Annotated in this window: 28 protein-coding genes; 16 read left to right on the top strand and 12 right to left on the bottom strand. The window is 44.2% G+C overall.

Translation table 11 applies throughout. The features are described from left to right. Positions 1–73 precede the first annotated feature (73 nt). Positions 74–562 (top strand): GNAT family N-acetyltransferase, encoded by a 489-nt coding sequence (locus JI665_RS16350; RefSeq protein WP_206840884.1) that lies wholly within the window; start codon positions 74–76, stop codon positions 560–562. 83 nt (positions 563–645) lie between these two features. Here JI665_RS16350 and JI665_RS16345 read toward each other — a convergent pair whose 3' ends face one another. After that, on the bottom strand, positions 646–2160 hold the full coding sequence (locus JI665_RS16345) for a BCCT family transporter (protein WP_206840883.1): 1515 nt from the start codon (positions 2158–2160) through the stop codon (positions 646–648). Between the two features lie 218 nt (positions 2161–2378). Between JI665_RS16345 and JI665_RS16340 the strand changes: the two genes are divergently transcribed. From JI665_RS16340 to JI665_RS16330, 3 genes are all read left to right on the top strand, one after another. Continuing rightward, entirely contained in the window at positions 2379–3041 is a 663-nt protein-coding gene (locus JI665_RS16340; protein ID WP_206840881.1) for a DNA alkylation repair protein, read from the top strand. A 102-nt stretch (positions 3042–3143) separates the two neighbouring features. Then, positions 3144–4001, top strand: coding sequence for an HAD family hydrolase (locus JI665_RS16335; protein WP_206840880.1), 858 nt, complete (start codon positions 3144–3146; stop codon positions 3999–4001). Positions 4002–4024: 23 nt separating this feature from the next. After that, positions 4025–5110 carry a PQQ-dependent sugar dehydrogenase gene (locus JI665_RS16330; RefSeq protein WP_206840878.1) on the top strand — a complete coding sequence of 362 codons (1086 nt, stop codon included), beginning with the start codon at positions 4025–4027 and terminating at the stop codon, positions 5108–5110. Between the two features lie 26 nt (positions 5111–5136). Here the strand turns inward: JI665_RS16330 and JI665_RS16325 are convergent, their stop codons facing one another. The 3 genes from JI665_RS16325 to JI665_RS16315 all read right to left on the bottom strand — a co-directional run bounded on the left by JI665_RS16325 (position 5137) and on the right by JI665_RS16315 (position 7605). After that, on the bottom strand, positions 5137–5787 hold the full coding sequence (locus tag JI665_RS16325; protein ID WP_206840876.1) for a TetR/AcrR family transcriptional regulator: 651 nt from the start codon (positions 5785–5787) through the stop codon (positions 5137–5139). Positions 5788–5855: 68 nt separating this feature from the next. Continuing rightward, on the bottom strand, positions 5856–6884 hold the full coding sequence (locus JI665_RS16320; RefSeq protein ID WP_206840874.1) for an ABC transporter permease: 1029 nt from the start codon (positions 6882–6884) through the stop codon (positions 5856–5858). Position 6885: 1 nt separating this feature from the next. Continuing rightward, positions 6886–7605, bottom strand: a complete 720-nt coding sequence (locus tag JI665_RS16315; RefSeq protein WP_206840872.1) for an ABC transporter ATP-binding protein — start codon at positions 7603–7605, stop codon at positions 6886–6888. Positions 7606–7810: 205 nt separating this feature from the next. Between JI665_RS16315 and JI665_RS16310 the strand changes: the two genes are divergently transcribed. After that, positions 7811–8533, top strand: a complete 723-nt coding sequence (locus JI665_RS16310) for a Crp/Fnr family transcriptional regulator (protein WP_206840867.1) — start codon at positions 7811–7813, stop codon at positions 8531–8533. Between the two features lie 221 nt (positions 8534–8754). Further along, on the top strand, positions 8755–9189 hold the full coding sequence (locus JI665_RS16305; RefSeq protein ID WP_206840865.1) for an SRPBCC family protein: 435 nt from the start codon (positions 8755–8757) through the stop codon (positions 9187–9189). Between the two features lie 149 nt (positions 9190–9338). Here JI665_RS16305 and JI665_RS16300 read toward each other — a convergent pair whose 3' ends face one another. The 4 genes from JI665_RS16300 to pdxK all read right to left on the bottom strand — a co-directional run bounded on the left by JI665_RS16300 (position 9339) and on the right by pdxK (position 14978). After that, positions 9339–12635, bottom strand: coding sequence for an alpha-amylase family glycosyl hydrolase (locus JI665_RS16300; RefSeq protein ID WP_206840863.1), 3297 nt, complete (start codon positions 12633–12635; stop codon positions 9339–9341). A gap of 195 nt (positions 12636–12830) precedes the next feature. Further along, positions 12831–13496 carry a bacillithiol biosynthesis deacetylase BshB2 gene (gene bshB2, locus JI665_RS16295; protein ID WP_206841078.1) on the bottom strand — a complete coding sequence of 222 codons (666 nt, stop codon included), beginning with the start codon at positions 13494–13496 and terminating at the stop codon, positions 12831–12833. 42 nt (positions 13497–13538) lie between these two features. Beyond that, complete coding sequence (locus tag JI665_RS16290) at positions 13539–13916, bottom strand: YojF family protein (RefSeq protein ID WP_211202591.1); 378 nt, start codon at positions 13914–13916, stop codon at positions 13539–13541. A 234-nt stretch (positions 13917–14150) separates the two neighbouring features. Then, positions 14151–14978 (bottom strand): pyridoxine/pyridoxal/pyridoxamine kinase, encoded by an 828-nt coding sequence (gene pdxK, locus JI665_RS16285; protein WP_206840859.1) that lies wholly within the window; start codon positions 14976–14978, stop codon positions 14151–14153. Between the two features lie 360 nt (positions 14979–15338). On the opposite strand from pdxK, the gene mobA reads away from it, so the two are divergent. The 5 genes from mobA (at position 15339) to JI665_RS16260 (ending at position 18216) form a co-directional block, all read left to right on the top strand. Further along, on the top strand, positions 15339–15941 hold the full coding sequence (gene mobA, locus JI665_RS16280; protein ID WP_206840857.1) for a molybdenum cofactor guanylyltransferase: 603 nt from the start codon (positions 15339–15341) through the stop codon (positions 15939–15941). Between the two features lie 62 nt (positions 15942–16003). Further along, the gene (locus JI665_RS16275; protein WP_206840855.1) at positions 16004–16468 is read left to right on the top strand and encodes a molybdenum cofactor biosynthesis protein MoaE; all 465 of its coding nucleotides are present in this window, start codon (positions 16004–16006) and stop codon (positions 16466–16468) included. Next, positions 16461–16691 carry a molybdopterin converting factor subunit 1 gene (moaD, locus tag JI665_RS16270; RefSeq protein WP_206840853.1) on the top strand — a complete coding sequence of 77 codons (231 nt, stop codon included), beginning with the start codon at positions 16461–16463 and terminating at the stop codon, positions 16689–16691. The genes JI665_RS16275 and moaD overlap by 8 nt, the downstream gene beginning before the upstream one ends. 28 nt (positions 16692–16719) lie before the next feature. Next, a complete protein-coding gene (locus JI665_RS16265; RefSeq protein ID WP_206840851.1) occupies positions 16720–17739 on the top strand; it encodes a thiazole biosynthesis adenylyltransferase ThiF in 1020 nt (339 codons plus the stop codon). A gap of 78 nt (positions 17740–17817) precedes the next feature. After that, positions 17818–18216, top strand: coding sequence for a hypothetical protein (locus JI665_RS16260; protein WP_206840849.1), 399 nt, complete (start codon positions 17818–17820; stop codon positions 18214–18216). A gap of 108 nt (positions 18217–18324) precedes the next feature. Here the strand turns inward: JI665_RS16260 and JI665_RS16255 are convergent, their stop codons facing one another. After that, a complete protein-coding gene (locus JI665_RS16255) occupies positions 18325–18654 on the bottom strand; it encodes a general stress protein (RefSeq protein WP_206840847.1) in 330 nt (109 codons plus the stop codon). A gap of 188 nt (positions 18655–18842) precedes the next feature. Here JI665_RS16255 and JI665_RS16250 point away from each other — a divergent pair, with 188 nt between their 5' ends. The 3 genes from JI665_RS16250 to JI665_RS16240 all read left to right on the top strand — a co-directional run bounded on the left by JI665_RS16250 (position 18843) and on the right by JI665_RS16240 (position 20673). Further along, positions 18843–19520 (top strand): uracil-DNA glycosylase, encoded by a 678-nt coding sequence (locus tag JI665_RS16250; protein WP_206840846.1) that lies wholly within the window; start codon positions 18843–18845, stop codon positions 19518–19520. 479 nt (positions 19521–19999) lie between these two features. Continuing rightward, positions 20000–20275: a YwdI family protein gene (locus tag JI665_RS16245; RefSeq protein WP_206840844.1), complete on the top strand. Its 276-nt coding sequence runs from the start codon at positions 20000–20002 to the stop codon at positions 20273–20275. Between the two features lie 26 nt (positions 20276–20301). Beyond that, complete coding sequence (locus JI665_RS16240; RefSeq protein ID WP_206840842.1) at positions 20302–20673, top strand: DUF423 domain-containing protein; 372 nt, start codon at positions 20302–20304, stop codon at positions 20671–20673. A 41-nt stretch (positions 20674–20714) separates the two neighbouring features. Here the strand turns inward: JI665_RS16240 and gerQ are convergent, their stop codons facing one another. Together gerQ and hemQ are read right to left on the bottom strand one after the other, a co-directional pair. After that, entirely contained in the window at positions 20715–21224 is a 510-nt protein-coding gene (gene gerQ, locus JI665_RS16235) for a spore coat protein GerQ (RefSeq protein ID WP_206840840.1), read from the bottom strand. A gap of 179 nt (positions 21225–21403) precedes the next feature. Further along, positions 21404–22147 (bottom strand): hydrogen peroxide-dependent heme synthase, encoded by a 744-nt coding sequence (hemQ, locus tag JI665_RS16230; RefSeq protein WP_009332332.1) that lies wholly within the window; start codon positions 22145–22147, stop codon positions 21404–21406. 385 nt (positions 22148–22532) lie between these two features. On the opposite strand from hemQ, the gene pta reads away from it, so the two are divergent. Together pta and JI665_RS16220 are read left to right on the top strand one after the other, a co-directional pair. Continuing rightward, a complete protein-coding gene (pta, locus tag JI665_RS16225; protein WP_206840838.1) occupies positions 22533–23510 on the top strand; it encodes a phosphate acetyltransferase in 978 nt (325 codons plus the stop codon). Between the two features lie 164 nt (positions 23511–23674). Then, positions 23675–24517: a lipoate--protein ligase family protein gene (locus tag JI665_RS16220; RefSeq protein ID WP_206840837.1), complete on the top strand. Its 843-nt coding sequence runs from the start codon at positions 23675–23677 to the stop codon at positions 24515–24517. Positions 24518–24666: 149 nt separating this feature from the next. On the opposite strand, the gene JI665_RS16215 is transcribed toward JI665_RS16220, so the two are convergent. Beyond that, the gene (locus JI665_RS16215) at positions 24667–25419 is read right to left on the bottom strand and encodes an RsfA family transcriptional regulator (RefSeq protein WP_206840835.1); all 753 of its coding nucleotides are present in this window, start codon (positions 25417–25419) and stop codon (positions 24667–24669) included. Positions 25420–25669 lie beyond the last annotated feature (250 nt).

The raw sequence follows: 25669 nt of genomic DNA, 5'->3' as shown, positions 1-25669 counted from the left end.
GAAATAAATCTTGTCTAAAATGCTTTGACCCTTTAAATTTAGAGAGTATACTTCCGAAAAGGAGACTGGGGACATGGACGTTAAAATAGTGAAAGCGGCAAGCGGGGAACAGGACATCATAAGAAACCTGTATGCATTCTATCTGCACGATTTAACAAAATACACTGATGCATTGGAAGTAAATGAAGACGGCACATTCGAATTTGATGCCTTCTCATTAATATGGGACAAAGAAGGCATTGAACCATACCTCATTAAAGCTGATGACAAACTGGCAGGATTCCTGCTGCTTTTACGTGCTCCTTTTCTAAAAAAAGCAGATTACTGCATCAATGACTTTTTCCTATACAACTCGTTCAGAGGGAAAAAAGTGGGACAAGCTGCTGTCGAACTGCTTTTTAGTGACTATAAGGGTACCTACTATATCGAGCAATTAAAACGAAACACGCCTGCCGTCCGCTTTTGGCAAAAGGTGTATCGTGATTATCAATTTGATGTTCAGGAGACTTCCAGAATGGAGGAGGGAGAAGAATGTGTGGGGCAGTTGGTAAAGGTGAAATGATAATTTATAAAACAATCCGAACCTGGTCCTAATACGGACTTATAAGTGAAAAAACAGACCTCCTTTTACAGAGGTCTGCCCCGTTATTTTTTCTGCCTGACAGGAATCGTTTCCTTGCGCAGCATTTTCAGCAGCGATACGCACATGAATATCAGAATGATAGTGAACGGAAGTGCCGACACCAGTGAGGCTGTCTGCAGGCCTTCGAGTCCGCTGCTTAATAGCAGGACTGCGGCAATGGCTCCCATTAAAATGCCCCACACAATTCGCGGGAAAAGCGGCGGTGTCAAAGTGCCATTGGCTGTCATAACACCCAAAATATACGTTGCTGAATCGGCTGATGTAATTAAGAACGTGAGAATCAGCAGAATGGAAAGCACAGAAACCAAAAAGCTGAAAGGCAAATGGTTATAGGTTTGGAATAAAGCAGAAGTCACATCGCTGTTAACGGCTTCAGCAATCTGCGTTCCGCTGAATAAATCAAAATGCAGTGCTGTTCCGCCAAATACGGCAATCCATACAAGCGCGATAAGCGGAGGAACGATCAGGACGCCTATCACAAATTCGCGGATTGTTCTCCCCCTGGAAACCCGGGCAATAAAGGCTCCGACAAAAGGGGACCAGGCAATGGCCCATGCCCAGTAAAAAATGGTCCAGTCGCGGATCCATGTTCCTCCCTTGTAGGGGGTCATTCGCAGGCTTAAATTAATAAAATTCGAAATATAATCCCCAATTCCGAGTGTAAAGGTATTTAAGATGAACACCGTTGGGCCGGTAACCAGAACGAAAATCATAAGGAGAAGTGCCAATCCAAGATTTAAGTTGCTCAAGTATTTGATGCCCTTATCAAGTCCTGTCGAGGAAGACAGAAGAAATAAAGAAGTCATTACCGCAATAATCAGAATTTGAGTCATAGTACTCTGCTCAATTCCGAATACAGCGTCAAGTCCCCCGTTAATTTGCAGAATGCCCAGTCCAAGCGAGGTTGCAACCCCCATGACCGTTGCAATAACAGCCAGGATATCAATGATCTTTTTCAGCAGAACAGGATCCTTTTTCTTGCTGAATAAAGGAGTTAAAGTCGTAGAGACCAATCCGTTTTCTTTCTTTCTAAATTGGAAATACCCCATTGCCAGTCCGACGATCGTAAATACAGACCATTGGCTGACACCCCAGTGGAAAAAGGAGTAGCCCATCGCCTCGCGGGCAGCATCTGTAGTTAAAGGATCCATGCCCTGTCTTGGCGGGGTGAAATAATGGCTCATTGGCTCGGCAATCCCCCAGAAAACCAATCCAATTCCAAAGCCTGCGCTAAATAACATCCCAATCCATGTGAAAAAGGGATAATCCGCATTATCTTCATCATGCCCAAGCTTGATGCGGCCATATTTGCTGATAGCCAGAAAGATACAGAATAAGACAAAAAACAAGACCGAAATTAAGTAAAACCAGCCAAATGCGTATGTAGTAAAATCGAAAGCTTTTGTTGCAGCACTGGCAAACAAATTTGGAGCCAGGGCTCCCAGTAACACTAATAGCGTTATAACAACGGCTGAAACCCAAAATACACTGTTAATACTGCCGGATTTATCATTCAATAAAATCCCCCCTAAAGTAGTCAATCACATTTGTATTTTGGTCTTCTTTTCTGTCTAATCATTCATTGGGATTTGTAAAATGCAGGCACAACTCTATAAAATGGAATTAAATAGAAGAGGGAAAGCTGTCCAAAAACGGAGAAAGCAACAAATCTCTACAGTACCTTACCCTTAACATGATGACATAAACCTGCATTGATGTAAAAAGGAGTGCTTATATGGATACCCAATTATTAAGAGAGCTTTTTGAAAAAAACAAAGACGCAGAAAAAGCAGTCCCCATGCAAAACTATATGAAAAACCACTTTTCCTTTCTGGGAATTAAGGCACCTGAAAGAAGAACTCTATTAAAAGAATTCTTCAATAAGACAGGCCTGCTGAAGAAGGAGTTTAATCCGGAATTTGTGGAAGCCTTATGGGACATGGAGGAGCGTGAATACCAGGCTTCCGCCCTCGATTACATTGGAAAATTCACCAGGAAACTGGACAAAAACCATCTGGCATTAATCGAAAAGCTGATCACAACAAAATCCTGGTGGGATACCGTTGACATGCTGGCCACCCATGCAGTAGGTGCCATCGCGTCTAAAAACCCGGAAGTCATCCCCGAAAAAATAGAGGGATGGGCAACCAGCGAAAATATGTGGCTCCGCAGGACAGCCATTCTTTTTCAGCTAAAATACAAAACCAGCACAGACGAAGACCTGCTATACCGCTACATCATGCAAAACAATGACAGCAAAGAATTCTTCATCCAAAAAGCCATCGGCTGGGCGCTCAGGGAATACTCCAAAACAAACCCTGAATCAGTTAAAAGGTTTATTGAATCAAACACACTTGCCAAATTGAGCATTAGGGAAGGGAGTAAATATTTAGGATAGATTCCTGGAGAAAGAGCAATTATTTAAAATAACCCAAAGAACATGTTAGAATGGCAAATAAGTTTTTCAGTAAAAATACTACAGCCAGAAGGTGAAATGATAATGATCAAATGCATTGCCAGTGATATGGACGGTACCCTTTTAACCGCCACACAGAAAATCACGCCTGATAATATCGAGGCCATTAAAACAGCACAGGAAAAAGGAGTCGAAGTAGTCATCGCAACCGGGCGCTCCTACTTCGAAGCAAGCTTCGTCCTCGATGAAGCCGGCATCTCCTGCCCGATTATTTGTGCAAACGGGGCAGAAGTAAGGGCTGCAGATGGAAAAGTCGTATCCTCCAACCCGCTCGACAAGGACCTGGCGAAAAAAGCGGCCTATATCCTTGTGAAGAACAACGTTTATTTCGAGGTATACACAAACCAGGGTACATATACAATTGATGAAGACCGCGGCGTCTCCATCATTGTCGACATCTTTTTAAGCGGAAATCCTGAAGCAGATATTGATGAAGTGACAAAAGCTGCCGAAGAAAGATTTACAAAAGGGCTGGTGCGAAAAGTGAACAGCTATGACGAACTTTTCAACAGTGACGAGCACCAAATATACAAGCTGCTTGCCTTCTCATTCGAACCGGATTTTCTCGTATCCGCCAAAGAAGACTTGCTTAAGCTTGAAGGTATGGCCGTAAGTTCATCAGGGGATGAGAACCTGGAGCTGACAAGTGTGAACGCCCAAAAGGGGATTGCCCTTGAAGCTTTTGTAAAAGAAAAAGGCATTTCACTTCTGGAGACAATGGCAATTGGCGATAATTATAATGATTTGTCCATGTTCAAACGCGCAGGAAGATCCGTTGCCATGGGCAATGCCGACGAAATAATAAAAGCACAATGTGATGCTGTGACATCTGCAAATGAAGACAGCGGTGTTGCCAAGGCAATCCGGGAAGTCCTGAAGTAAAATTCAAGGGGGATGAAAGCTGGATGAAAAAGGTGTTAGGTGCAGGTTTGCTGGTTTTTGGTCTGCTGACTGGCTGCTCAAGTACCGGCGAGAATGATAGCGGGAAACAGGTTGAGGATCAGGAGGCCAGCCTTCCTGCCGGTGAAGAGCCAAAAATACTGGCAGATGAGCTTGATATTCCCTGGTCCATTGCCAGAACAGGCGAAACCTTTTACATGACGGAAAGACAGGGCAGCATTGTAAAAGTGGAGGATGGCAAGAAAGAACGTCAACAGGTTGAGCTTGCGAAAAAACTTTCTACTGCTTCCGAAGCTGGCTTGCTTGGATTTGTGCTGGCACCTGATTTTTCACAATCAAACGAAGCATATGCCTATTACACCTATGAAAACACCTCAGGTCAGTTTAATCGTATAGTGACTCTCAGGCTTCAAGAAGGAACGTGGAAAGAGGAGAAGCTTTTGCTCGATAAAATCCCGAGCGGGCAGTTCCACCACGGAGGCCGGCTTGAAATTGGCCCTGACGGAAAGCTTTATGCTACTGCAGGCGATGCTGCCACTGATCCTGAAATTGCTCAGGATGTGAATTCTCTGGGAGGAAAAATCCTAAGAATGAATTTGGATGGAAGCGTCCCGGGGGATAATCCTTTCAGCGGATCCTATATTTATAGTTACGGCCACCGCAATCCGCAGGGGCTGGCATGGGCTGAGGATGGGACTTTATATGAAAGTGAGCACGGTCCATCGGCCAATGATGAAATAAATAAGATCCTTCCCGGTAAAAATTACGGATGGCCCGTCATAAAAGGGAATGAAACGAAGGAGGGCATGGAATCGCCGCTGTTTACCTCCGGTGATGATGAAACCTGGGCTCCTTCCGGGATGGCCTATTATAAAGGCAAGCTTTACACTGCCGCCTTAAGAGGCAGTGCCGTTCTTGAATTTGATCTGGAAACAAAGAAAGTCAGGAAAATGGTTTCTAACTTAGGAAGAATCCGGGACGTCTTTATTGAAGGAGATGTGCTATATTTTATCAGCAACAATACGGACGGACGCGGCAATCCGCTTGATAAGGATGACAAACTTTATCAAATTCGGTTATTGGATATATAAAAAGAGCCTGGCAGCAGTGCCAGGCTTTAGTCTTTGGCTGAAAGGCCGTGCATAATAAATTGAATGGTCCGTTCGGTTTCCTTTTCATCATCCCAATTGGCTTCAGGCAAGAGTAAATACCTCGCAATTAAATAGCCGAAAATGGAAGTAAAGGTCATTCTTACTGCGCTGTAGGCTGGAATCTCAATAATCTGGCCTTTTTTTTGATAGTATTCGACCAATCCGGCAAAGCGTTCAAACACCTTCATGGCAATATGCTCTTTAAATTGTTCCTTCAGTTCCGGGTGAAACGGAATTTCCTGTATAAGAATTTTTATCAAAGAGGCATTGTTTTTAAGAAATTCAATCCGATTCTCCATCATAGCCCTTAAAAAATCTTCATACCGCTCGTATTTATGATCAATTACTTTGTAAAGATCCTTGATGACAAAGGGAGCAATCAGCTTTGCCATCATAGGGGAAACAATCCCCATCAGTAAATCCTTTTTTGTTTTATAGTGTCTGAAGATTGTTCCTTCGGCCACTCCAGCCTTCTTGGCGATTTCGCTTGTCGAAGTGGCTGCAAATCCTTTTTCGGAAAACGATTCAATCGCAGCCATGATAATTTTCTTCTGCTTCTCCGTAAGTTTTTCTTCTTCCTGAAATAACTCTTCTAAAATGGAATCCTGCTCTGGCATGGTTAACTCCTTTATACGTGCAAAATCTATAGCATTATTATAAAGGAATGAAATTGCAAAAAGAAATTTTAAATTTTCCGGTACCGTCTTAGAGCAGCGATATTCAATATCATAAAGAGGAAGGAGAACGCGAGCAGCATAAGCAGATCTTTATAAATCATTTCCCATCCAAAGCCTCTCACCATTACATTTCTTAATGCTTCAGCAGCGTAATACAAAGGCGTAAAAGGGCCGATCCAGCTTAGCCACTCTGATATAGTCTCCAGATTGAATAACCCCGAGAAAAAGATCTGGGGAACCACAATAAGCGGGATGAATTGAATCATCTGCAGCTCGTTATTGGCAAAAGAAGACAGCAGGATTCCCAGAGTCAATGCAGTCAGCGAAAGAAGCAGTGTGATGAGCAGGACATAGCCAAAAGATCCTTCCATCAGCATGCCAAGCACATAGATTGCATACCAGGCGATGATGGCAGCCTGGATCATGGTGAAAATCCCAAATCCCATGATATATCCCGCAACAATTTCCCACCTCCGAAGCGGACTGGTCAAGAGCCGCTCAAGCGTACCAGTTGTTCTTTCTCTCAAAAAGGAAACACCGGCAATCAGGAATACAAAGAAAAAAACAAAGAATCCCAGCAGCACCGGGCCGAAATAATCAAACTGCCCCATGTCGCCCGAGCCGAATAAATAATCGATCTTTATTTCCTGATTCATGCCATTTTGCTGCAATGGCTTCAATGCCTCCTGAACCCATCTCACCACAGCTCCGTTTACACTCGGGTCGCTTCCTTCCAAAACCAATGATGGCGGCATCTTATCAAATATCAGATATGCATCCAGCTTTTTGTCTGATAAATCATTTTCTGCCAGCTTCTCTGTTTCATAGTGTTTGAGTTTGGCATTTTCAAGATTAAGCTGAGCCTCCAGCTTTTCAGGAATATCAACGAGGCCAATTTCAGGCGAATATTCATCTCCGTTAAACACAAGGTGAAGCATAGTCAGGACGAGGATAGGGGCGAAGATCAATAGAGCCATCGTCCGTTTATCTCTTACAATCTGGCGGAGTATCCGTATAACCAGGGCCATGATCCTCATATTAAGCACCTCCATATGCCAGGAAGGCATCTTCAATATTGGCAGAGCTGGTTTGCTGCATTAATTCTTCCGGTGTTCCAGCTGCAATGAGCCCTCCGTCTCTAATCATGCCCAGCCTGTCGCACTTTCCCGCTTCATCCATGACATGAGTCGTCACCAGGATGGTCGTTCCATTCTCCTTCAGGCTGTTAAAAGATTCCCAAATGCTTTTTCTGAGGACAGGATCGATTCCTACCGTAGGTTCATCCAGGATGAGGAGACCGGGACTATGCAAAAGGGAGATGGCAAGGGAAAGTCTTCTTTTCATACCCCCTGAATAATCGGAAACCAGCTTGCCGAGATGATCCGTTAACGAAACAATTTCCATGACCTCATTCATCCGCTGCTTTTTTTCTTTTCCTTTTAATCCATACAGTGCTGCGAAAAAATCAAGATTTTCCTTTGCTGTTAATTCGGTGTATAGGGCGTCGGATTGTGCCATATAGCCAATTCTTTTAATCAAGTTCAGCTGGGGCATTTTTTCGCTGAAAATATAGTTTTCCCCCTGTGATGGCACCTCAAGTCCTGCCAGCTGTTTAACAAGCGTCGTCTTGCCGGCTCCAGATGGACCGAGCAGGCCAAAAATTTCGCCCTCGTAAATCTCAAGGCTAATGTCTTTTAAAACCTGGTGCTTTCCATAAATCTTGGATACACTTTGAATGGAAACAATTGGACTTTTCATCAGTTCACTCCTTTTTAAAAAGTGAGTAATCACTCACATAAATAATAATCGAAATACAGCCTGTTTGTAAAGTGAGTAATCACTCATTATTTTCAGTAATACAGGAACTTTAAGTATGAGCAGGCTTTTGTGAGTTAAGTCACTACTTCCCGAACTCATGTTAGCTAAAATATTTCTAATAGAATAGTAAAAGCGGGGGATGGGAATGGAATATGAAAAGCAGGATCATAGGCCGTTAATCGATGAATTTTTAGGCAAGATTGAAATCTTTAAAGAACTCCCCAGTGAATCCATACTGCTGATCGATAAACGAATTATTAAGAAAGCTTATTTAAAAGGCGAAAGAATTATGTCTGAATATGAAGTCGCCAAAGGAGTTTACTTTGTTCATTCCGGCATTGTGAAGCTGACGAAACAGGATGAACATGGCAACGAACTCATTATCTGCATTAAGAAAAAAGGCGAGATTTTTGCAGAAGCCAACCTTTTTAACCAGACGGGCCAATTCTATCCTGCGACGGGTACAATGGTTCAGGATGGTGAAATCTACTTTCTGAAAACGGATGATCTGGAACAGGAGCTCTTGTATTCACCGGAAATGGCTGTTCAGATTATCCGCTATATGAGTGAATCGCTGCGTGATATGACCTCCATTCTGAGGGACATCGCCCTGCTTGATGTGTATACAAAGACAGTCCGGACATTGGAAAGACTCGCGGAAAAATTCGGCGCCAACCACTGTAATCGGATGCATCTTGAGCTTCCCATAACCGTCCAGGAATTCTCCACCCTTGTCGGAACATCCCGGGAAAGTGTCAGCCGGGTTTTTTCCAGACTGAAAAAAGAAGGAATCATCGAGATTACAGGCAGAAAAATCGTCATTGTGGACTGGTGCAAATTTTGCTCCCTTTACCATCAGAGGCTGTAAGGGCAAGTTACTTTTAAGGTGAGCAAGTACAAATTTAAAATTCAAGAATGTTTTGCTCCACAAGGAATGCTTCGACTGCTTTATCATCTCACATTAAAAGCGCTAGCTTTTGGGAGGACGCAGCGTTCTTAGCCTGTGTTCGCGCTTCCGCTTTTCTTAGTCAGCCCGGCTTTTTTGTTATATAATAGAGTCATAGAATCTATTACTCTGAGGTGCAAAGCATGGCTGATTTTCGTTCCAGTGAGATTATCAATAAACCTGTACATGAAGTATTTGATTATATGATTAAAATGGAAAATGTCCCTGAACTCATGCCGTTTGTTGTGAAAGTGGAAAAACAGACCGAGGGCGAGATCGGAAAAGGAACAAAGTTCATTGAAACCCGCATGGTCAGAGGGAAAAAAATCAGTGCAGATATTGAAATCATTGATTTTGAACAGGACAGATCCTATACCACCCGCAGCAATGCCAATGGATTGATAACAGAATATAAATATGATTTTCATGAAATAGAAGAAGGAACGCAGGTGGAGATGGAAGCAAGCGTCAAAACCAGCGGCCTTGTCGCCAAATTAACGAAGCGTTTCATCGTGAATATTGTGAAGCGGGAAGACGGAAGCCAGCTTCAGTATTTGAAGGAAATGATGGAGAAATAAGAAGAGCGCAAGGCGCCTTGACTATCCCCCGACACATCATGGGAGCAGTTTCTTAACGGTTTTCGTCGTGTGATGATGAAACTTGCTAAGCTTACCTGGAGCTAAAAGGAAAACAGGGAGCCTCTCCATTAGAGAGGCTCCCTGACTTATTAATCCCTTTTTTCATCCAAAACTAGAATGACCGTACCGCCCTCATTTCTGCCGGGCAGTTTGACTTTAATCTGCTGATTTTTGTCCACTGAATATTTCTTTCCGGAATATTGGTCAATGACCTTGCTGCCGGCGGCAAATGGGACTTTTACTGTTACTTTCTTTTTATCCGTCATAGTGTTTATGCCTACAACAGCATTTATGCCGTTATAGGAGCGGTTAAAGACTAGATACTCGTCAGCGTCACTGCCTGCGAGCTTTTCGTGTGTACCTTTTGAAAACACTGCCGAGTAATCCTTCCGGATGTTAAGGAGCTTCCGGTAGTGCTTGTGCATGTCATTTCCGATTAGGGACCAGTCAAAGTCATAGCGGTTTTCATTAAACTCTCCTTTATCCATATCTCCTGCATGTTTGCCGGAAAGCCCGATTTCTTCCCCATAATAGATAACTGGCTGTCCCTTTGCTGTTATTTGGAGGGCAGAGGCGATTTTCATTTTGCCCCAATCATTGCCCGCACTTGTAATCAGGAAGCCGTCTTCATCATGACTGCTTAAAAATTGGCCAAGAGCTGCCGTATTTGAGAGCTTATCATTTCGAGCCTGTAATTTTGCTTCAGCTGCGTCGATTTTGCCGTTAATGAAATCAGCAGCGGTATGTTTAAAATCAAAATCGAGGATGGAGTCCATTTCGCCGCTGTTCAGAAAGCCTCCATGTTCATCGGTATGGCCGCCGTAATATTCGCCGATGATTTTAAAGTCAGGCCTGATTTCAGTCAGGGCATTTTTAAATGCTTTCCATGTTGTGTGCTCCACGTGTTTAACGGTATCCACACGGAAGTAGTCAATCGTATCCCCGCGGTCAGTTCTTGCTTTTTCAAGCCAGTCTGTCTGCCAGTCAATAATTTGTCTGCGGACATCTTCTTCCTCCGTTTTAAAATCAGGCAATCCGGCAAGCTCGCCGCGGATGGCATCATTTCCTCCATCCCGCAGCATGCCGGCAAAGCGCTCACGGTCAGCATCAGAAGGGAAGTTGGGAATTCCAAGCCCAATGGAGGGATCGTTTTCCTTTAATCCATATCCGGTATGGTTCAGTACCACATCCACCATCACTTTTATGCCGCGGTCATGCGCTTTTTCCAAAAGCTCCTGGAATGTCTTAATGTCCCCAAGATGCTCATCCAATTTTGTAAAATCCTTTGCCCAGTAGCCATGATAGCCATATTGGTTTCCCTCTTTATCGTGGCGCAGGTCCCAATTGATGTTGTCGACGATCGGCGTAATCCAAATCGTGTTAATGCCAAGGTCCTCGAGATAATCCAGTCTTTCAATCACACCCCGGAAATCCCCGCCATGATAGGTTTCAAGATGAGTGGTATCATAATCTGAATGGTTTGGATCATCGTTGGAAGAATCTCCATTGTTAAAGCGATCTGTCAGCATAAAGTAAATGCGTGCTTCATCCCAATCAAAATCCTCCTTTTTGCCGCTGAAGGTGCGGGTTTTGACTTCAACGGAAGCTTCTCCCTCATGAAAATTCCCATATTCATCAATCACTGTGATCGGCAGCTTCTTAATGCCTGCCGTTACAGATTGATCAATGGAAATGGTGTGTGCATTTAATGCCGGGTCAATACTGACTTTGCTGCTTCCGCCGATAGCAGATAGGTCAGCGTAAGCTTCTTTAATAGGTACCTCAGGATCTGAAAGTATTGTTTCAATAGACAAAACGGCATTTTCATTGTATGAAACTTTATTTGGATTCACGTCAGTTCTGATCTCTGCTGCTGGGTTTTTATAGGTGATGGATGACTTCTCATTAAAAGGATCTTTCATTTCCGAAGTCTCTCCATCTCTAGTAACAAGGAAAGAGTACTCGTATGTGCCTTCTTTTAAGTGATCAATCGTCACAAAGAAACGTTCTTCCTTAAGGGAATACTGCATATCATAAATCTGTCCATTCAAGTTTGCCTGAACCTTTTCAATCGAATCCATTTTTCCCTGTTTGAACAGCTCCGGATCTCTAAAATAAAGAGTAAGACTGCCATTGTTCAGGAGAGGACCCGTAATAGAAGGGACCTGATAGAATTCACTCTGGCCGCTTTTGACAATAACCTTGGTGTACTTGTCATTCCCTGTTTTAATATAGCGGTCGGCACCATAAGGATCCTTTTGATCCCAGCCTGTTCCTTTGCGAAGCACAAATCCCATTTGCTCAGTCTGCTGGCCAATTTCAATCAATGCAACAGCCCCCTTGTCATTGACTTCGGTAAAATCTGCCTGCCCATCCTTTATGCCAGTCTGCCAGGTCCAAATGTTCCAGCCTTCATAATCGTGATGGTCTCTTACATACGTAAACTCAATAAAACGACGGTTATCTTCAGCATTCCGATCGTCAAATTCCTCTTTTGAGTAATAAACGGTTTGGTCGCCCTCAGCGAGCCATACTTCTGCCTCATTTTGGCCATCAGGCATGGTAATGGTTCTGGAAACATCCTGAGTATCCCAGTTTCCGGGACGGGGAATGACATGGATTTTACTCGAAGGAACGGAAATCTCAGCTTGGGCAAATCCTTCTGTCCGGTTAGTAAATGGGTAAGCCTTGCCGCTTTTTTCATCCTCCCATGCCCATAGATCCCAATTGAACTGCTCGCCGTCATTGCGCCAGTAGTTTATTGTATAGCTATTCATTTGACCGATAATGCTGAAGCTATGCTCCAGTGTATAGCCAATGAATTCGCCAATGACAGTTACGCTTCCTGCTTCAGCAGAATCAGAGATTGCCAGCTGATTATTTTTTACCTCAACGCCATCTGCCTCAGTTTTTAATTTCCAGGATGGCTGCACATCTTCAATAGTGCCGTTGCTATGTACTAGTTTGGCCGAAAGAGGAATCATGGTGTCTTTTACAGCTTCAGCAGGCATTTCAGTTGTTAATCCGCTAATAGCCAGTAAGCTGTTTCCATTTGCAGTCCTGCTGTTTGCCGGGTCTGTAATCCAATTGTCTTCATCCAGAATAAATTTATATTCATAGACTCCAGGTGACAAATGAATAGTCTTTGTCCAAATATTGTTTGCGCCTTTCGTCATTGCTAACGCTTTATTTTGCCAATCGGTAAAACTTCCGGCAACCCGAACCTGCTGAGCTTCTCCCTGATAGGAGAAAGTAACCTGACTCCCGTCCACAACAGGGCTTTCGCCTGAGCTGGCAGAGGATGAATGCGGGTGAATTCCTGTGAATAAACTGAGAATCAGGCTTAGCAGCATGATCAAGATGCCAGCTTTCCTATATCTGCCCATAAAATTCCCTCCCTATAATTGCTTGAGTAGAAGTAGTGCAATCGATTGCACTAAAAAGTAAATGAAACCGCTTGCAGAAACTTAAGTAAATTCTAACATCATCATAGGGAAAGCTCATGGGCAGAAAGTAGTTAATATTCAGAAAAAACAAACATAAAAAAGCCGCTCTGACAGCAGAGGCGGCGTATTCTATTTTTAGAATTTATAGGTCCAAAAACGCTCTTTATACATTCTGGCCAATACTTCAGGCTCTTGCTTTTTAATGCTTTCTTCCATATTCGCTGCCATCAGCTGTGTCTGTGAGGCATGCGCCTTGATGGCTGCAACTTTCCTGTCTGCAACCGCACTGACGTCATTGACAATATCAGCCTGGCCGATTTCTTCCTCGCAGTTATTGGCGAATGCGACACAGTGAACCTTCGGACGCTTGTCAGCAGGCAGCTCTTTTACGGCACGGATCACAGCAGCGCCTGTTGCGTCATGATCCGGGTGCACAGCGTATCCCGGATAGAACGTGATGATGAGGGAAGGGTTGGTCTCACCAATGATGACTCCGAGTCTGTTCGCGAGCTTTTCTTCATCCTCAAACTCCACGGTTTTATCCCGGTACCCCAGCATTCTTAAGTCCTGGATGCCCAGAACCCTGGCTGCTTCCTCCAGCTCTTCTTTGCGGATTTTCGGCAGAGTTTCCCTGGTGGCAAAAGGGGGATTACCCATATTGCGCCCCATTTCTCCGAGCGTCAGGCATGCGTAGGTGACAGGTGTGCCGTTATCGATATGTAAGGAAATCGTTCCTGAAACGCCAAATGCTTCATCGTCCGGATGTGGGAAGATGACGAGTACATGTCTTTCCTTTTCCATCATGGTCGTGCTCCTTTCCATTTGATGTCCTCTGAGCCCTGTTTATTCAAAAGGTGTTTCACTAATTTGCAGGGCGACTGCAAGCTTGCCGCTGAAATCGTGGCCGGCTAAAAGGAGCCTGTCTTGTTCATCGACTTCAAAGTGGGTAATTCCTTCAGCATACACCCAGCCAAAATTCATTTTCAATCCAACCCGGTAAGGGCCTTTTCCGGTGATTTTTCCATGCTCATATACCAATTTGGCATTGCGGATATAGGCGCCTGAAGAAAAGAAGCTTTCATCAAAATGGGAAGCATACGCCCCATTCGTTGTTTCCAGATGAATAAAGACCTCTTTATTGGCAAGGCGGTCGATCTCTTTTTGCAAATGTTCTATCACTGCTGGTTCCACTCTATAGTCCCCCTTCCGTTTTATCTTCATATCTTCGTCTGAGACGGCATTTATATGTTTATCTTACTAAAAAAAGAAATGAAAAGCGAAAAAGTAATCTCAATGAAGACTGCCAAATAGATATAACGGCGAAAAATTTATATTATCCGTGGGAAAACAAATATAACCGCGAAAAAATCAATATATCCGCTAAATCCCCGTTTTATACGCGAAACCGCCAATTTCAAAAAAACAGAGCCCCATTCGGACTCTGTTCCATCATGCTTATTCTGATTCCAGACGGCCTGCACCATATTTGCGGTACGCGCCAGGCATCGTAGGGCCAACATACTCATTTAATTTGAAGCCATGGTTGATAGCAGCCGTAATGAATTCCTTCGCAGTCTGAACCGCTTCTTTGACAGGCTTGCCTTTCGCGATTTCTGCTGTGATCGCAGAGGAGTAGGTGCAGCCTGCCCCATGAGTGTAAGTCGTTTCAACGCATTCGCTTTCATAAAGAGTGAACTCTTGTCCATCATATAGAAGGTCAACGGCTTTTTCATGCTGCAGCTTGCTTCCGCCCTTGATTAATACATACTTCGCACCAAGTTCATGAATTTTAACAGCTGCTTCCTTCATGTCCTCCACAGTCTTGATCGGACCTGTTTTAGCCAGCTGCCATGCTTCAAATAAATTTGGTGTTACTACCGTTGCAAGCGGTACAAGCAAATCTCTTAATGCTTCATTCAATTCAGGATGAATCGGCTCATCCTCGCCTTTACAGACCATGACCGGGTCGATGACAACATGGTCCAGGCTGTTTTCTTTAATGGTCTTTGCCGCAATTTTAATCACTTCTTCAGAACCCAGCATGCCTGTTTTCATTGCATCGATTCCTGTAGAAATAATCGTTTCAATCTGTGTTTCCAGAATGTCTGTAGAAATCGGGAACACGTTGTGGCTCCAGTTATTATTAGGATCCATCGTCACGATTGTTGTTAATGCAGTCATCCCGTAAACGCCAAGCTCCTGGAATGTCTTAAGATCAGCCTGGATTCCCGCGCCGCCGCTTGTATCCGAACCTGCAATGGTCATAACTTTTTTCATTGTCATATGCTTAATTCCTCCTTGAAATTCTGCTGGATATCTTTTTCTAATTATAACAATAATTGAAAAGGGTAAAAACTATAACGGACTGCAGATAGCATTAAGTTAACCGCTCCTTCAGGCAAAAATACAGCGCGATATTACCTGAACGCACATAAAAATAGCTATGCGCACATAAATCGAGCATATTCGCACGTAAAAAAATTTATCCGCACATAAACTTTGTCTATCCACACATAATGGAATTTCTGATTTGCTCAAAGTCACAATTTTGCCACCTCCAGCGGCCTTCTTAAAAGAAACAAGCCGGAATAGATGGTAAAATAAATAGATAACGATATGCTACATCGAAAGACGGTGAGGAAAATGAGCAGTACAGGCATCATTTTGGCAGGAGGGCATTCAAGCCGGATGGGGGAGAATAAAGCCCTTCTGAAAATTGGCGGCAAAAGGGTTATTGAACGAATCGCCGATCAGCTGTCATCTATATTGCCCCATATCATCATCGTAGCCAATAAACAGGAGGATTATCGGTTTCTTGGCCTTCCCCTTGTGAGCGACCACTGGAAAGAGAAGGGGCCTCTTGCAGGAATTCATGCCGGCCTGTCTGAATCCGGGACACAAAACAATTTAATTGTGGCATGCGATATGCCATTCATATCCGGGGAGCTTGCCAGGCTTCTGCTTGAACAGCTGAATCAGCATCAGGCATCCGTACCTGAAATTGAAGGGCAGCTTCACCCGCTTTTTGCGGCATACCGAAAGGATGCAAAAGATGCAGCAGAACGGGCATTGAGGGAAAATAAGCTGCGGATCCGCCAATTCCTGCAGGAAATAGATGCTGCAATCTTGAAGGAGGATCAGCTTAATGAGATGGGATTTTTATATAAGAATGCTCATTTTTTTAACATGAACCGTCCTGAGGAATACCAGCTGGCACTGAAAATGGCTGAAGATGTCTCAAAATAAGGGTACATTCATTTCCATTCCGGCTCTGTCTATGTCAAAATCAAATAACACGAGGTGATTCCATGAATTTTGAGATTTCTAAAGACCCGATCGATATCCAAAGTGTGATCGATAAAGTGGTGCAGCGGGAAGCGGGAGCGATTACGACCTTTATCGGAACAGTCCGCGAGCTGACACATGGCAAAAAAACACTTTACTTAATATATGAAGCGTATGAATCAATGGCTGTGAAAAAACTGGAGCAGATCGGAAACGAGATAAAGGAGCGCTGGAATGGGGCAGAGGTAGCAATTACCCACCGGACAGGCAAACTGGATATTACCGATGTAGCGGTGGTCATTGCAGTTTCCACTCCACACCGTGCGGATGCTTATGAAGCAAACCGCTATGCAATTGAAAGAATTAAAGAAATTGTGCCGATCTGGAAAAAGGAACACTGGGAAGATGGCGAAGAATGGATCGGAAACCAGCTGGAAACAGTGGCATACCCAAAAGGAAAACCGGAGGCGGAGGATTTACATGAATAAAATTATGTTTTTTGCCCATTTGCGGGACCGTGTTGGCGAAGAGTCTGTGACAAAGGATGTCGGCGGCAAAACAATCTCTGAGCTGAAACAGATGCTTGAGGAAAATTACGGGCTGAAGCTTGATTCAGTCATGGCAGCTGTGAATGAAGAATTTGCTTCAGATGATGAAGTCATTCAGAACGGAGATACAATCGCCTTTATTCCTCCAGTCAGCGGAGGATGATGGCAGCTTCAAGAGAGGAGGGGCCGCATTGTCTGAAAGGTATTCACGCCAGACTTTGTTTCCGCCTATTGGAAAAGAGGGTCAGGATAAAATCCGCTCCAAGCATGTGGTGATTGTCGGTGCCGGCGCTCTCGGCTCGGGAAATGCGGAATTAATGGCGCGTTCAGGTGCCGGCAAACTGACAATCATTGACCGGGATTATGTCGAGGAAAGCAACCTGCAGCGCCAGCAGCTTTTTGCAGAAAGCGACGCCTTAGAAAAAATGCCAAAAGCGGCAGCAGCAGAAAAACGGCTAAAACAGATTAATAGCGAGGTCGAAATCCGCTCAATTATTGGCGATGCTACTCCGGAAAAGCTGGAAGAGCTTGCGGAAGGGGTGGACCTGATTCTGGATTCGACTGATAACTTTGAAACCAGGATGGCCATTAATGATATCTCTCAAAAATTTAATATTCCATGGATTTATGGAGCCTGTGTCGGCAGCTTTGGCATGAGCATGACCATCATTCCCGGGAAAACGCCATGCATGAATTGCTTATTGAAAAAGATTCCGATCCAGGGGATGACCTGTGATACAGGAGGAATTATTGCCCCAGCTGTGCAAATGGTCGTCGCCCATCAGGCAGCTGAAGCGCTGAAAATTCTGGCTGAGGACTGGGAAGCCGTGCGTACCGCTATGGTCAGCTTTGATTTATGGCGAAACCAATACACAAGCATGAAGGTGTCAAGAGCGAAAGATGAAGGCTGCTTATCTTGCGGAACAGAAAGAACGTATCCTTATCTGCAGCCGGAAAACATGATGAAATCCACTGTTCTCTGCGGAAGGGATACTGTTCAGATCCGTCCGCCAGAGGAGCAGGAAATCGAATTCGCTGAAATCGCACGGCAGCTGAAAGCACTTGGCTTCCAGGTGAAGGGCAATCCGTATTTGCTTTCCGTCGAAATGGAGGAGAAGCGCCTTGTCCTCTTTAAAGACGGACGCGCCCTTATTCATGGAACAAAGGATTTAGCTCAGGCGAAGTCCATTTATCAGCGGATTATGGGTTAGAAAACTAGTGCTTTTTCATTATATATATGCCCCTTCCTTTTTTGTAAAATAAAGACAAAAAGACAAAAGAGGTTAACAATGATTACATTCATGTATTTTTTCGGGTATTTGTTTGACCAGCTGCTGGTCAATTTTATAGGGCTGGTTTTGATCCTTTACAGCTTTATCATTCCGGTTACCCCTATGTATAAAACAAAGCGTCCTTCAGATTTAATCGTGCATATAAGCCGGATTCTTTTCGCTATCATTCTCCCATTCCTGAACTTTTTCTACTTTTTATTCAATAGTGGAGACTGGGCGACAGGTGCCGGCATTACAGCGCCGGAGCATTTCAGCACGTTCATCTGGCTTCAGGCAGGTCTGATTGTGCTGCCTGAAATGGTTTTTTTCATCCTGTCAAAAGTCAATGTAACCAGAGTCTGGTGGTATGTGCTTTACCCTGTATTGCTTATTGGGTTATGGGTCTTGATGTTTTAAGGGCACAAAAAAGCGATGAAGAATCTTCATCGCTTTTTCATACTGTCTAGCTCCAGCGCCTACCCCCTCGATGTGTCGGTGGTGGGCAAGGCGCCTCCGCTTTTCAAATTATTTCACTTCGTCTGTACCAACAATAACTAACTTGCCTTCGTCCAAAACTTTTTCATATTGTTCTGCTTCTACTGTCGTTAAACCAACAGATTCAAACTTTGAACGAAGCTCATCTCCGCGCTTTTTGAATACGTTGCCGACAGAATCGAATAAACCCTGCTCTTTCATGCCGACTTCACCTGTATCCGTAGCGTCAGAAAGGTGCTCGGAACGATCCTTATCATGTGCGAAAATATAGATGTTCTCCTTATTGAATCCCTGGCTTTGCAGCAGTCCAATCGTATCAGTAGCCTGTACACCATTTTCAACAACTTCAACTTTATACATATATAACATCCTCCTTAAAAGATTTGCAGATTTATTTAAATGGCAGCCTGTCCTGCCGTTATATTTAATACATATCCGTTCTGAAATTTTTTAAACATGTATGCAAAAATGAAAGATTATGCCATGATAGCCAATGGGTAGTAAGAGTACATATAGACTTTTCAAATAAGAGGAGGGAGTGTTGGCAGATGAAGCGAGTCTTAAGAAATGACTGGCAGGAGATTTTGGCAGAGGAATTCGAGAAACCCTATTATCTCCATCTTCGTGAATTTTTAAAAAGAGAATATGAGGAGCAAACCATTTATCCGAGGCAGGAGGATATTTTCAATGCTCTCCAATATACAGCTTATAAAGACGTAAAGGCAGTGATATTGGGGCAGGATCCTTATCATGGGCCGGGGCAGGCACATGGATTAAGCTTTTCGGTTCAGCCTGATGTAAAGCTGCCGCCATCACTGAAAAATATATTCAAGGAAATGCAGGATGACCTGGGCTTCGAGGTGCCAAACAATGGCTATCTATTAAAATGGGCTCAAGAAGGAGTGCTGCTCTTAAATACCGTTCTGACCGTCCGGAAAGGGCAGGCGCACTCGCATAAGGGGAAAGGGTGGGAAATTTTCACCGACACAGTCATACAAAAACTGAATGAGAGGGAAAAGCCCGTTGTGTTTATTTTATGGGGAAAACCGGCTCAGGAAAAAGAAGTTCTGGTTGATGCTTCTAAACACTATATAATAAAATCGCCGCATCCAAGTCCATTTTCGGCAAGGAAAGGGTTCTTTGGCAGCAGTCCATTTTCAAGGACGAATGAGATATTACAAGAGCTTGGGGACGAGCCCGTTGACTGGAAGATTCATGATCTCTGATTCTATTCGTCATGTTTCACGTGAAACATACCGTTTCGTGTAAGAGAATAAGAGAAGTGCTCGAAATATGCTCTGTTCGAGAAGGGAAAGATAAATGAGTTCACAGAAAATCGATTGTTTTAAATGCAAATATTTCTATGTTACATGGGACCGGAACCACCCAAAAGGATGCAGGGCTTTTCAGTTTAAACTGTCTAGCTCCAGCGCCTACCCCCTCGAGGGTCGGGGGTGGACAAGGCGCTTCCGCTTTTCTTAAAACCAGACAGATGACCTCTCTCGAAGTTTTTCGGGCATCCTTGTTTGCGTTTTGAAAAGAAAAACTGATAAACTTTATATGACCGGTAACATAGGCCATTTTTTATAAAAAGAATGCAGCATTTTTTTGAACTTCGGGAATGTACATCGGAAGCAGCCTGATCCCTGAGGGTCGCTGCGGGCACAAGGTGCTTGTGCTTTTCTTACAGAAAGAGGTGTAGAGAATGAATATCTCTGTTCAGAGGCTTTTAGGGAAGATGGAAAAGGAATTGCTGGAAGCGAAAAGCAGCTCTTCAGACGCCAGAATAAGAGAAAGAGTGCAGGCGATCAAGTCATTATGCGAGCTTGTTTTGGAAGAGTCGGATACCGGAAGTGTGTCTGCTGCCGCTTCTATTAGCCATACATACAATACACCGCCACCGGCTCAGACAGCAGGGATGCAGCCAAAGAGAATGCAGATGGATGATGAGGCAAACGGCGATTCATTATTCGATTTTTAATAAAACGATAAGAGGTGCAGGGGACTATGAAGCTATTTATTATAATTGGAGCCATTAATGCTTTTTTAGCAGTTGCATTAGGTGCGTTCGGGGCGCATGGGCTTGAGGGAAAAGTGGAGCCGAAGTATTTGGAGATATGGAAAACAGGTGTAACCTACCAGATGTTCCACGCAACAGGCCTTTTGATTATTGGCATCCTGCTTGGCAAATTGCCGGCGACATCTTTATTATCCTGGTCAGGCTGGCTGATGCTGATCGGCATAATCCTTTTCTCAGGAAGCTTATATGTTTTAACATTAACAAAAATCAGTGTGCTGGGTGCCATCACCCCGCTTGGCGGAGTCTCATTCCTTGCGGCTTGGGTGCTCTTGATTATTGTGGCGGTAAAATATCTATAATAGAAATGGAGCTTTGACGGGGTGTCAAAGCTCCATTTTCATTATCTAGGAGAGTACTGCGACATCCCTTGCCCTCCGCCAAACGGATATTCATATTCTATTTCTTCATCAAACGTTACATAGTCTAAGTAGATCATTGGAAGGAGGATACGTTGGCCTGTTTGAGGGTCGCTCAGAATTAAGTGATCCCGTCCGGCCGCTTCAATGATGCCTTTGAATATTTTAGCGTTCCATTCCGTATTGTTTTCGAATGTTGCATAAACAGTCGCGAGTTTTCCTCTGTTCAGGCGAAGAATATTTTCGATGTAGGATTGTTCAAGCGGGAGCATGCCTGGAATAGAAGGAGCAGCTGCAGGTGCTCCCATGCCGCCGGCTCCTGTACCTGCACCTGGAAACATTCCGCCCGAGCTAGCACCCGGAACTGTTCCGCCTGTTTGAGCGGGCTGAAACTGCGGCTGGCTCTGGAAGTTTTGCGGCATTTGAGTGCCGTCCGTGTAACGCTGCTGCTGGTAACCATAAAAAGGGTATTGACCATAATTTGATTGACTCAATGTTTTCCCTCCTAATAATTATAATAGCCATTTCTATCCGCATTTTTGCCATGGACTGTCGAAAGTCCTGCGGGTTGAATTTTAAAATAGAAACTCACTATTTCATTACTATGAAGGGGCATGTTTATTTATGACCTGTGAAAAAAGAAAAACTCCCAGCAGAGTGGGAGTTTTGGTGATTAAACGTGAAGGAACTTTTCAACTTTATCCTCTTCAAGGATGTTTCCGACGAAGAAAGAGCCGAATTCGCCGTAGCGGGCACTGACTTCATCGAAGCGCATTTCATAAACAAGCTTTTTAAATTGAAGAACATCATCAGAGAAGAGGGTAACGCCCCATTCGTAATCATCGAAACCGACTGAACCTGTGATGATCTGCTTTACCTTTCCTGCATACTGGCGACCGATCATGCCATGGCTGCGCATCATATTGCGGCGGTCTTCCATCGGCAGCATGTACCAGTTGTCATTGCCCTGGCGGCGCTTGTCCATTGGATAGAAGCAGACATGCTTCGCTTTTGGAAGCTCAGGGTAAAGGCGAGCCAGGATCTGCGGATTCTGGTAAGGATCTTCTCCTGCCGGCAGGTAGTTGCTCAGCTCGACAACAGAAACATATGAATGAGCCGGAATCGTGAATTCAGCTAATTTGGTTTTGTTGAATTCGTTTTCAATTTCATTTAACTCTTCCATTGTAGGCCTTAAGATCATCATCATAAAATCAGCTTTTTGGCCGACAATTGTATAAAGGGCATGGCTGCCGTTTTTCCCGCTTTGTGTTGTATTCCACTTGTCCACTAGGGCCATAAATTCGTGGATCGCTGCCTGACGCTCTTCGCTGGGAGCCATTTTCCAAGTTGTCCAGTCAACTGTGCGGAAGTCATGTAAACAATACCAGCCATCAAGCGTTACTGCTGCTTCACTCATTATAATCACTCCTAATATGTACTAAAATTCTCATCATTACTATAACATAGTTTCTCCAATTAACATGTGTACAAAACTTGAAATGTTGGAATTCAGGCAGGGTGACAGGCACCTATACCAATTTGCCGAACTGGTATAGGTGCCTGTCACCGCAAAATCCCGTTTACAAAGCGGACATTATGGATATCTTAAAAAAGGTATGAAGATGGACTATCAGAAGGATATTTATTATTGGAAATTTACCGAAAACAAAAACTTTTTAGTTGTAAACGCTAACAGCATGTGAACTCCTTGAAATTATTAGGATGAAGAGTATTCTAAGGGAGTATATAGGAGAATTTCTATTAAACTGAACGGAAAAATTATCGCCGTGGGAGGAATTAGCATGAGTGATTTATTCACAGTATTGAAAGAAAAAGTAACAGGGCAGAATTTAAGAATCGTTTTTCCAGAAGGACAGGATGAGCGCATTTTAGCGGCTGCGGGCAGATTGGCTGCAGAAAAAATCGTTACTCCGATCCTTGTTGGAAACATTGCAGAAATTGAAGCGAAAGCAAAGGACATGGATATCAGCCTGGATTCAGCAGAAATTTATGACCCAAATAACTTTTTAATGATGGATGAGCTTGTGGCTTCATTTGTTGAAAGACGCAAAGGCAAAGCGACAGAAGAAGATGCGCGCAGGATCCTTTTGGATGAAAACTATTTTGGAACCATGCTGGTCTACGCAAACAAAGCAGACGGCCTTGTGAGCGGTGCAGCCCATTCAACAGCTGACACAGTGCGCCCGGCTCTTCAAATCATTAAAACAAAAGAAGGCGTGCGCAAAACATCCGGTGTATTCATCATGGTCCGTGACGATGAGAAATATGTTTTTGCCGATTGTGCCATCAACATCTCACCTGACAGCCAGGACCTGGCAGAAATCGCGATTGAAAGCGCGAAGACAGCCAGAATGTTCGATATCGAACCGCGTGTGGCCATGCTGAGCTTCTCAACAAAGGGCTCTGCCAAGTCTCCTGAAACGGAAAAAGTTTCGGCGGCACTTGAAGCGGCTAAAGTTCGCGATCCGCTATTGATCATTGATGGGGAATTCCAGTTTGATGCGGCATTCGTTCCATCTGTAGCTGAGAAAAAAGCTCCCGATTCACCAATCCAGGGAGATGCAAATGTATTTGTTTTCCCTAGCCTGGAAGCCGGAAACATCGGCTACAAAATCGCCCAGCGCCTAGGAAACTTCGAAGCAGTGGGACCAATCCTTCAAGGCTTGAACCGTCCGGTTAATGACCTGTCCCGCGGCTGCAACGAGGAAGACGTATACAAGCTTGCTTTAATTACTGCTGCTCAAGCATTGCATCAATAATACAGCAGCTTAGAAGCCGGTCCCTTGCGACTGGCTTTTTTGCTATAATGTATCTGTTATAGGCCTTTGGCCGATAAAGCTGTAGTTTTGGCCGTTAAATGGATACTAAATAGATAAATTCTGCCGATTTACTGGAAATATCGGCAAAAGGGGATCAAATGAAGATGAATTCGCTACAAGATTTGCTGATTCAGGAAGAATGGAGGGTCATTGACCAGTCTGCTGCGGGAATCCACTTAAATGCCCTGCATTCATTTGGGATGGATGATACGCTTTGTGCTTCTGTCGGGTCCGGTGCAGCGCCTGCGAGCGCGAGGACATGGGTTCACCATAATACGATCGTGCTTGGAATTCAGGATACAAAGCTGCCTTTCCTGAGTGAAGGAATCCATTTTCTAAAAAGCCAGGGATATGAAGTGATCGTTAGAAATTCCGGCGGCCTTGCCGTTGTCCTGGATCAAGGGGTCCTTAATATTTCGCTGATTTTTCCCGAAAGTGAAAAGGGGATTGATATAAACCGTGGCTATGATGCAATGTGGCTGCTCATTCAGGAGATGTTTTCCGATTTTCATATAGAAATAGAAGCGCGTGAAATTGTCGGCTCCTATTGCCCGGGAAGCTATGATCTAAGTATCGGGGGACAGAAGTTTGCCGGCATTTCGCAAAGGCGGCTGCGCAATGGCGTGGCAGTTCAGATTTATCTGTGTGTGGATGGCAGCGGTAGTGAGCGGGCAGATTTGATTGGCAAATTCTATTCTCTTGCTAAAAGAGAAGAACAGACGAAGTTCCTGTACCCTGAAATTCAGCCGGCTGTGATGGCATCCTTGTCGGAATTGCTGGGGACAGAGCTGACGGTTCAGGATGTGATGCTCCGCTTTTTGCAGTCATTGAAAAAGAAAGCGGGCCGCCTCTATGCAGGGCAGCTGACAAATGTGGAAGCGGGCCTATTTGAAGCCTATTATCGCCGTGTGATAGAACGGAATGAGAAAGTACTTGGCAGCGAATAAATAAAAGAAGAGCCGCAGTCATGATCGATCTGCGGCCCTCCTTGAAAGGAATTGCTGCCATTTTCTCCTGCTCCCGCTGCCGGGAACACCTTTTTTATTTTGGAATTTTCAGCGTCTTAACTCCTGGGGAGGAAGGCGCTTCCACTTTTCTATTCCGCTACTCTCTCCAAATTGCCGTTGCGGTCCATTTTAAACTTGGATGCAGGCCTTTCTTCTTCATCAAACAGAACAAAATTGCGGGCTCTGTTCATAATTTTCATCAGTGTCTCGTAATCTTCCTGAATGGTTACCGTATTCTGCTCCAATTCGCCGATTTTGCTCTCAAGCACTTCATTCCGGCTTCTTAGATCTGCATTTTCGCGCTTCAATCTTTCATTCTCATTCTTTAGTATATCAAGCTGAATGCCTGAATGATTCAATGTTTGCAAGTATGCGATAACGGTATCCATATCCAGCTGTGCAGGCGGAGTATAAACCGGCTCTGAATAGGTGTAGGATGAAACCGTTTCTGTTTGGGAGTGCACTTCATCCTCTGTGCGCTCCTCGTAAAAATCAGCCGGTGACGGCGGTGCAATCGCATTTGTCTGAATTGGCGCTGCTTCAACCTCCTGCATAGTTGGGACTGGCGGAGAGTATAAGAGTTTCTTTTTGCCGCCCTGATCCTTTCCTAGCATTCTTTGTCTCTGCTTGCGCTGTTTCTTGGCTAACTGAAGCGCTTTTTCATACTGGTGCCTTACCACAGCGTTCCAGCGGAATCCGCATGCCGCAGAGGTGCGGTTCAGCTTGTCTCCAACTTCCTCAAAAGCGTTTAACTGAGTGCTGCCTTCCCTCACATGCCGTAAAACGGTTTCTGCCAGCAATAAATCGTTTTCATCTGTCCAAGCGTCCTGACGTACTTTCATGTAACCTCAACTCCCTAAATTATTTCTTTTTGCTGTTGCCTTAGTTAAAGGATGGACAAACTTGGCAGATTTTATACAAAGGTGATTAAAAGGATAGTAGATTTTTTTAAAATTTTAATTTTCGCTAGATACGTATGGCGGTTTTGTGAAGATTACTAAGATTCACCACTCAAGTTAATGATTACACCTTGCAATAGAGCTGGATAAGTTTTAAAATAGCCTGTAGCAGTTGGCAGGGCAGTCCTTTTAA

Source organism: Bacillus sp. NTK034, from assembly GCF_017303275.1.
In the GTDB taxonomy this organism is placed as follows: Bacteria; Bacillota; Bacilli; order Bacillales; family Cytobacillaceae; genus Cytobacillus.
The sequence above is the reverse complement of the archived record's forward strand: the minus strand, read 5'-3'. Positions and strand labels throughout refer to the sequence as shown.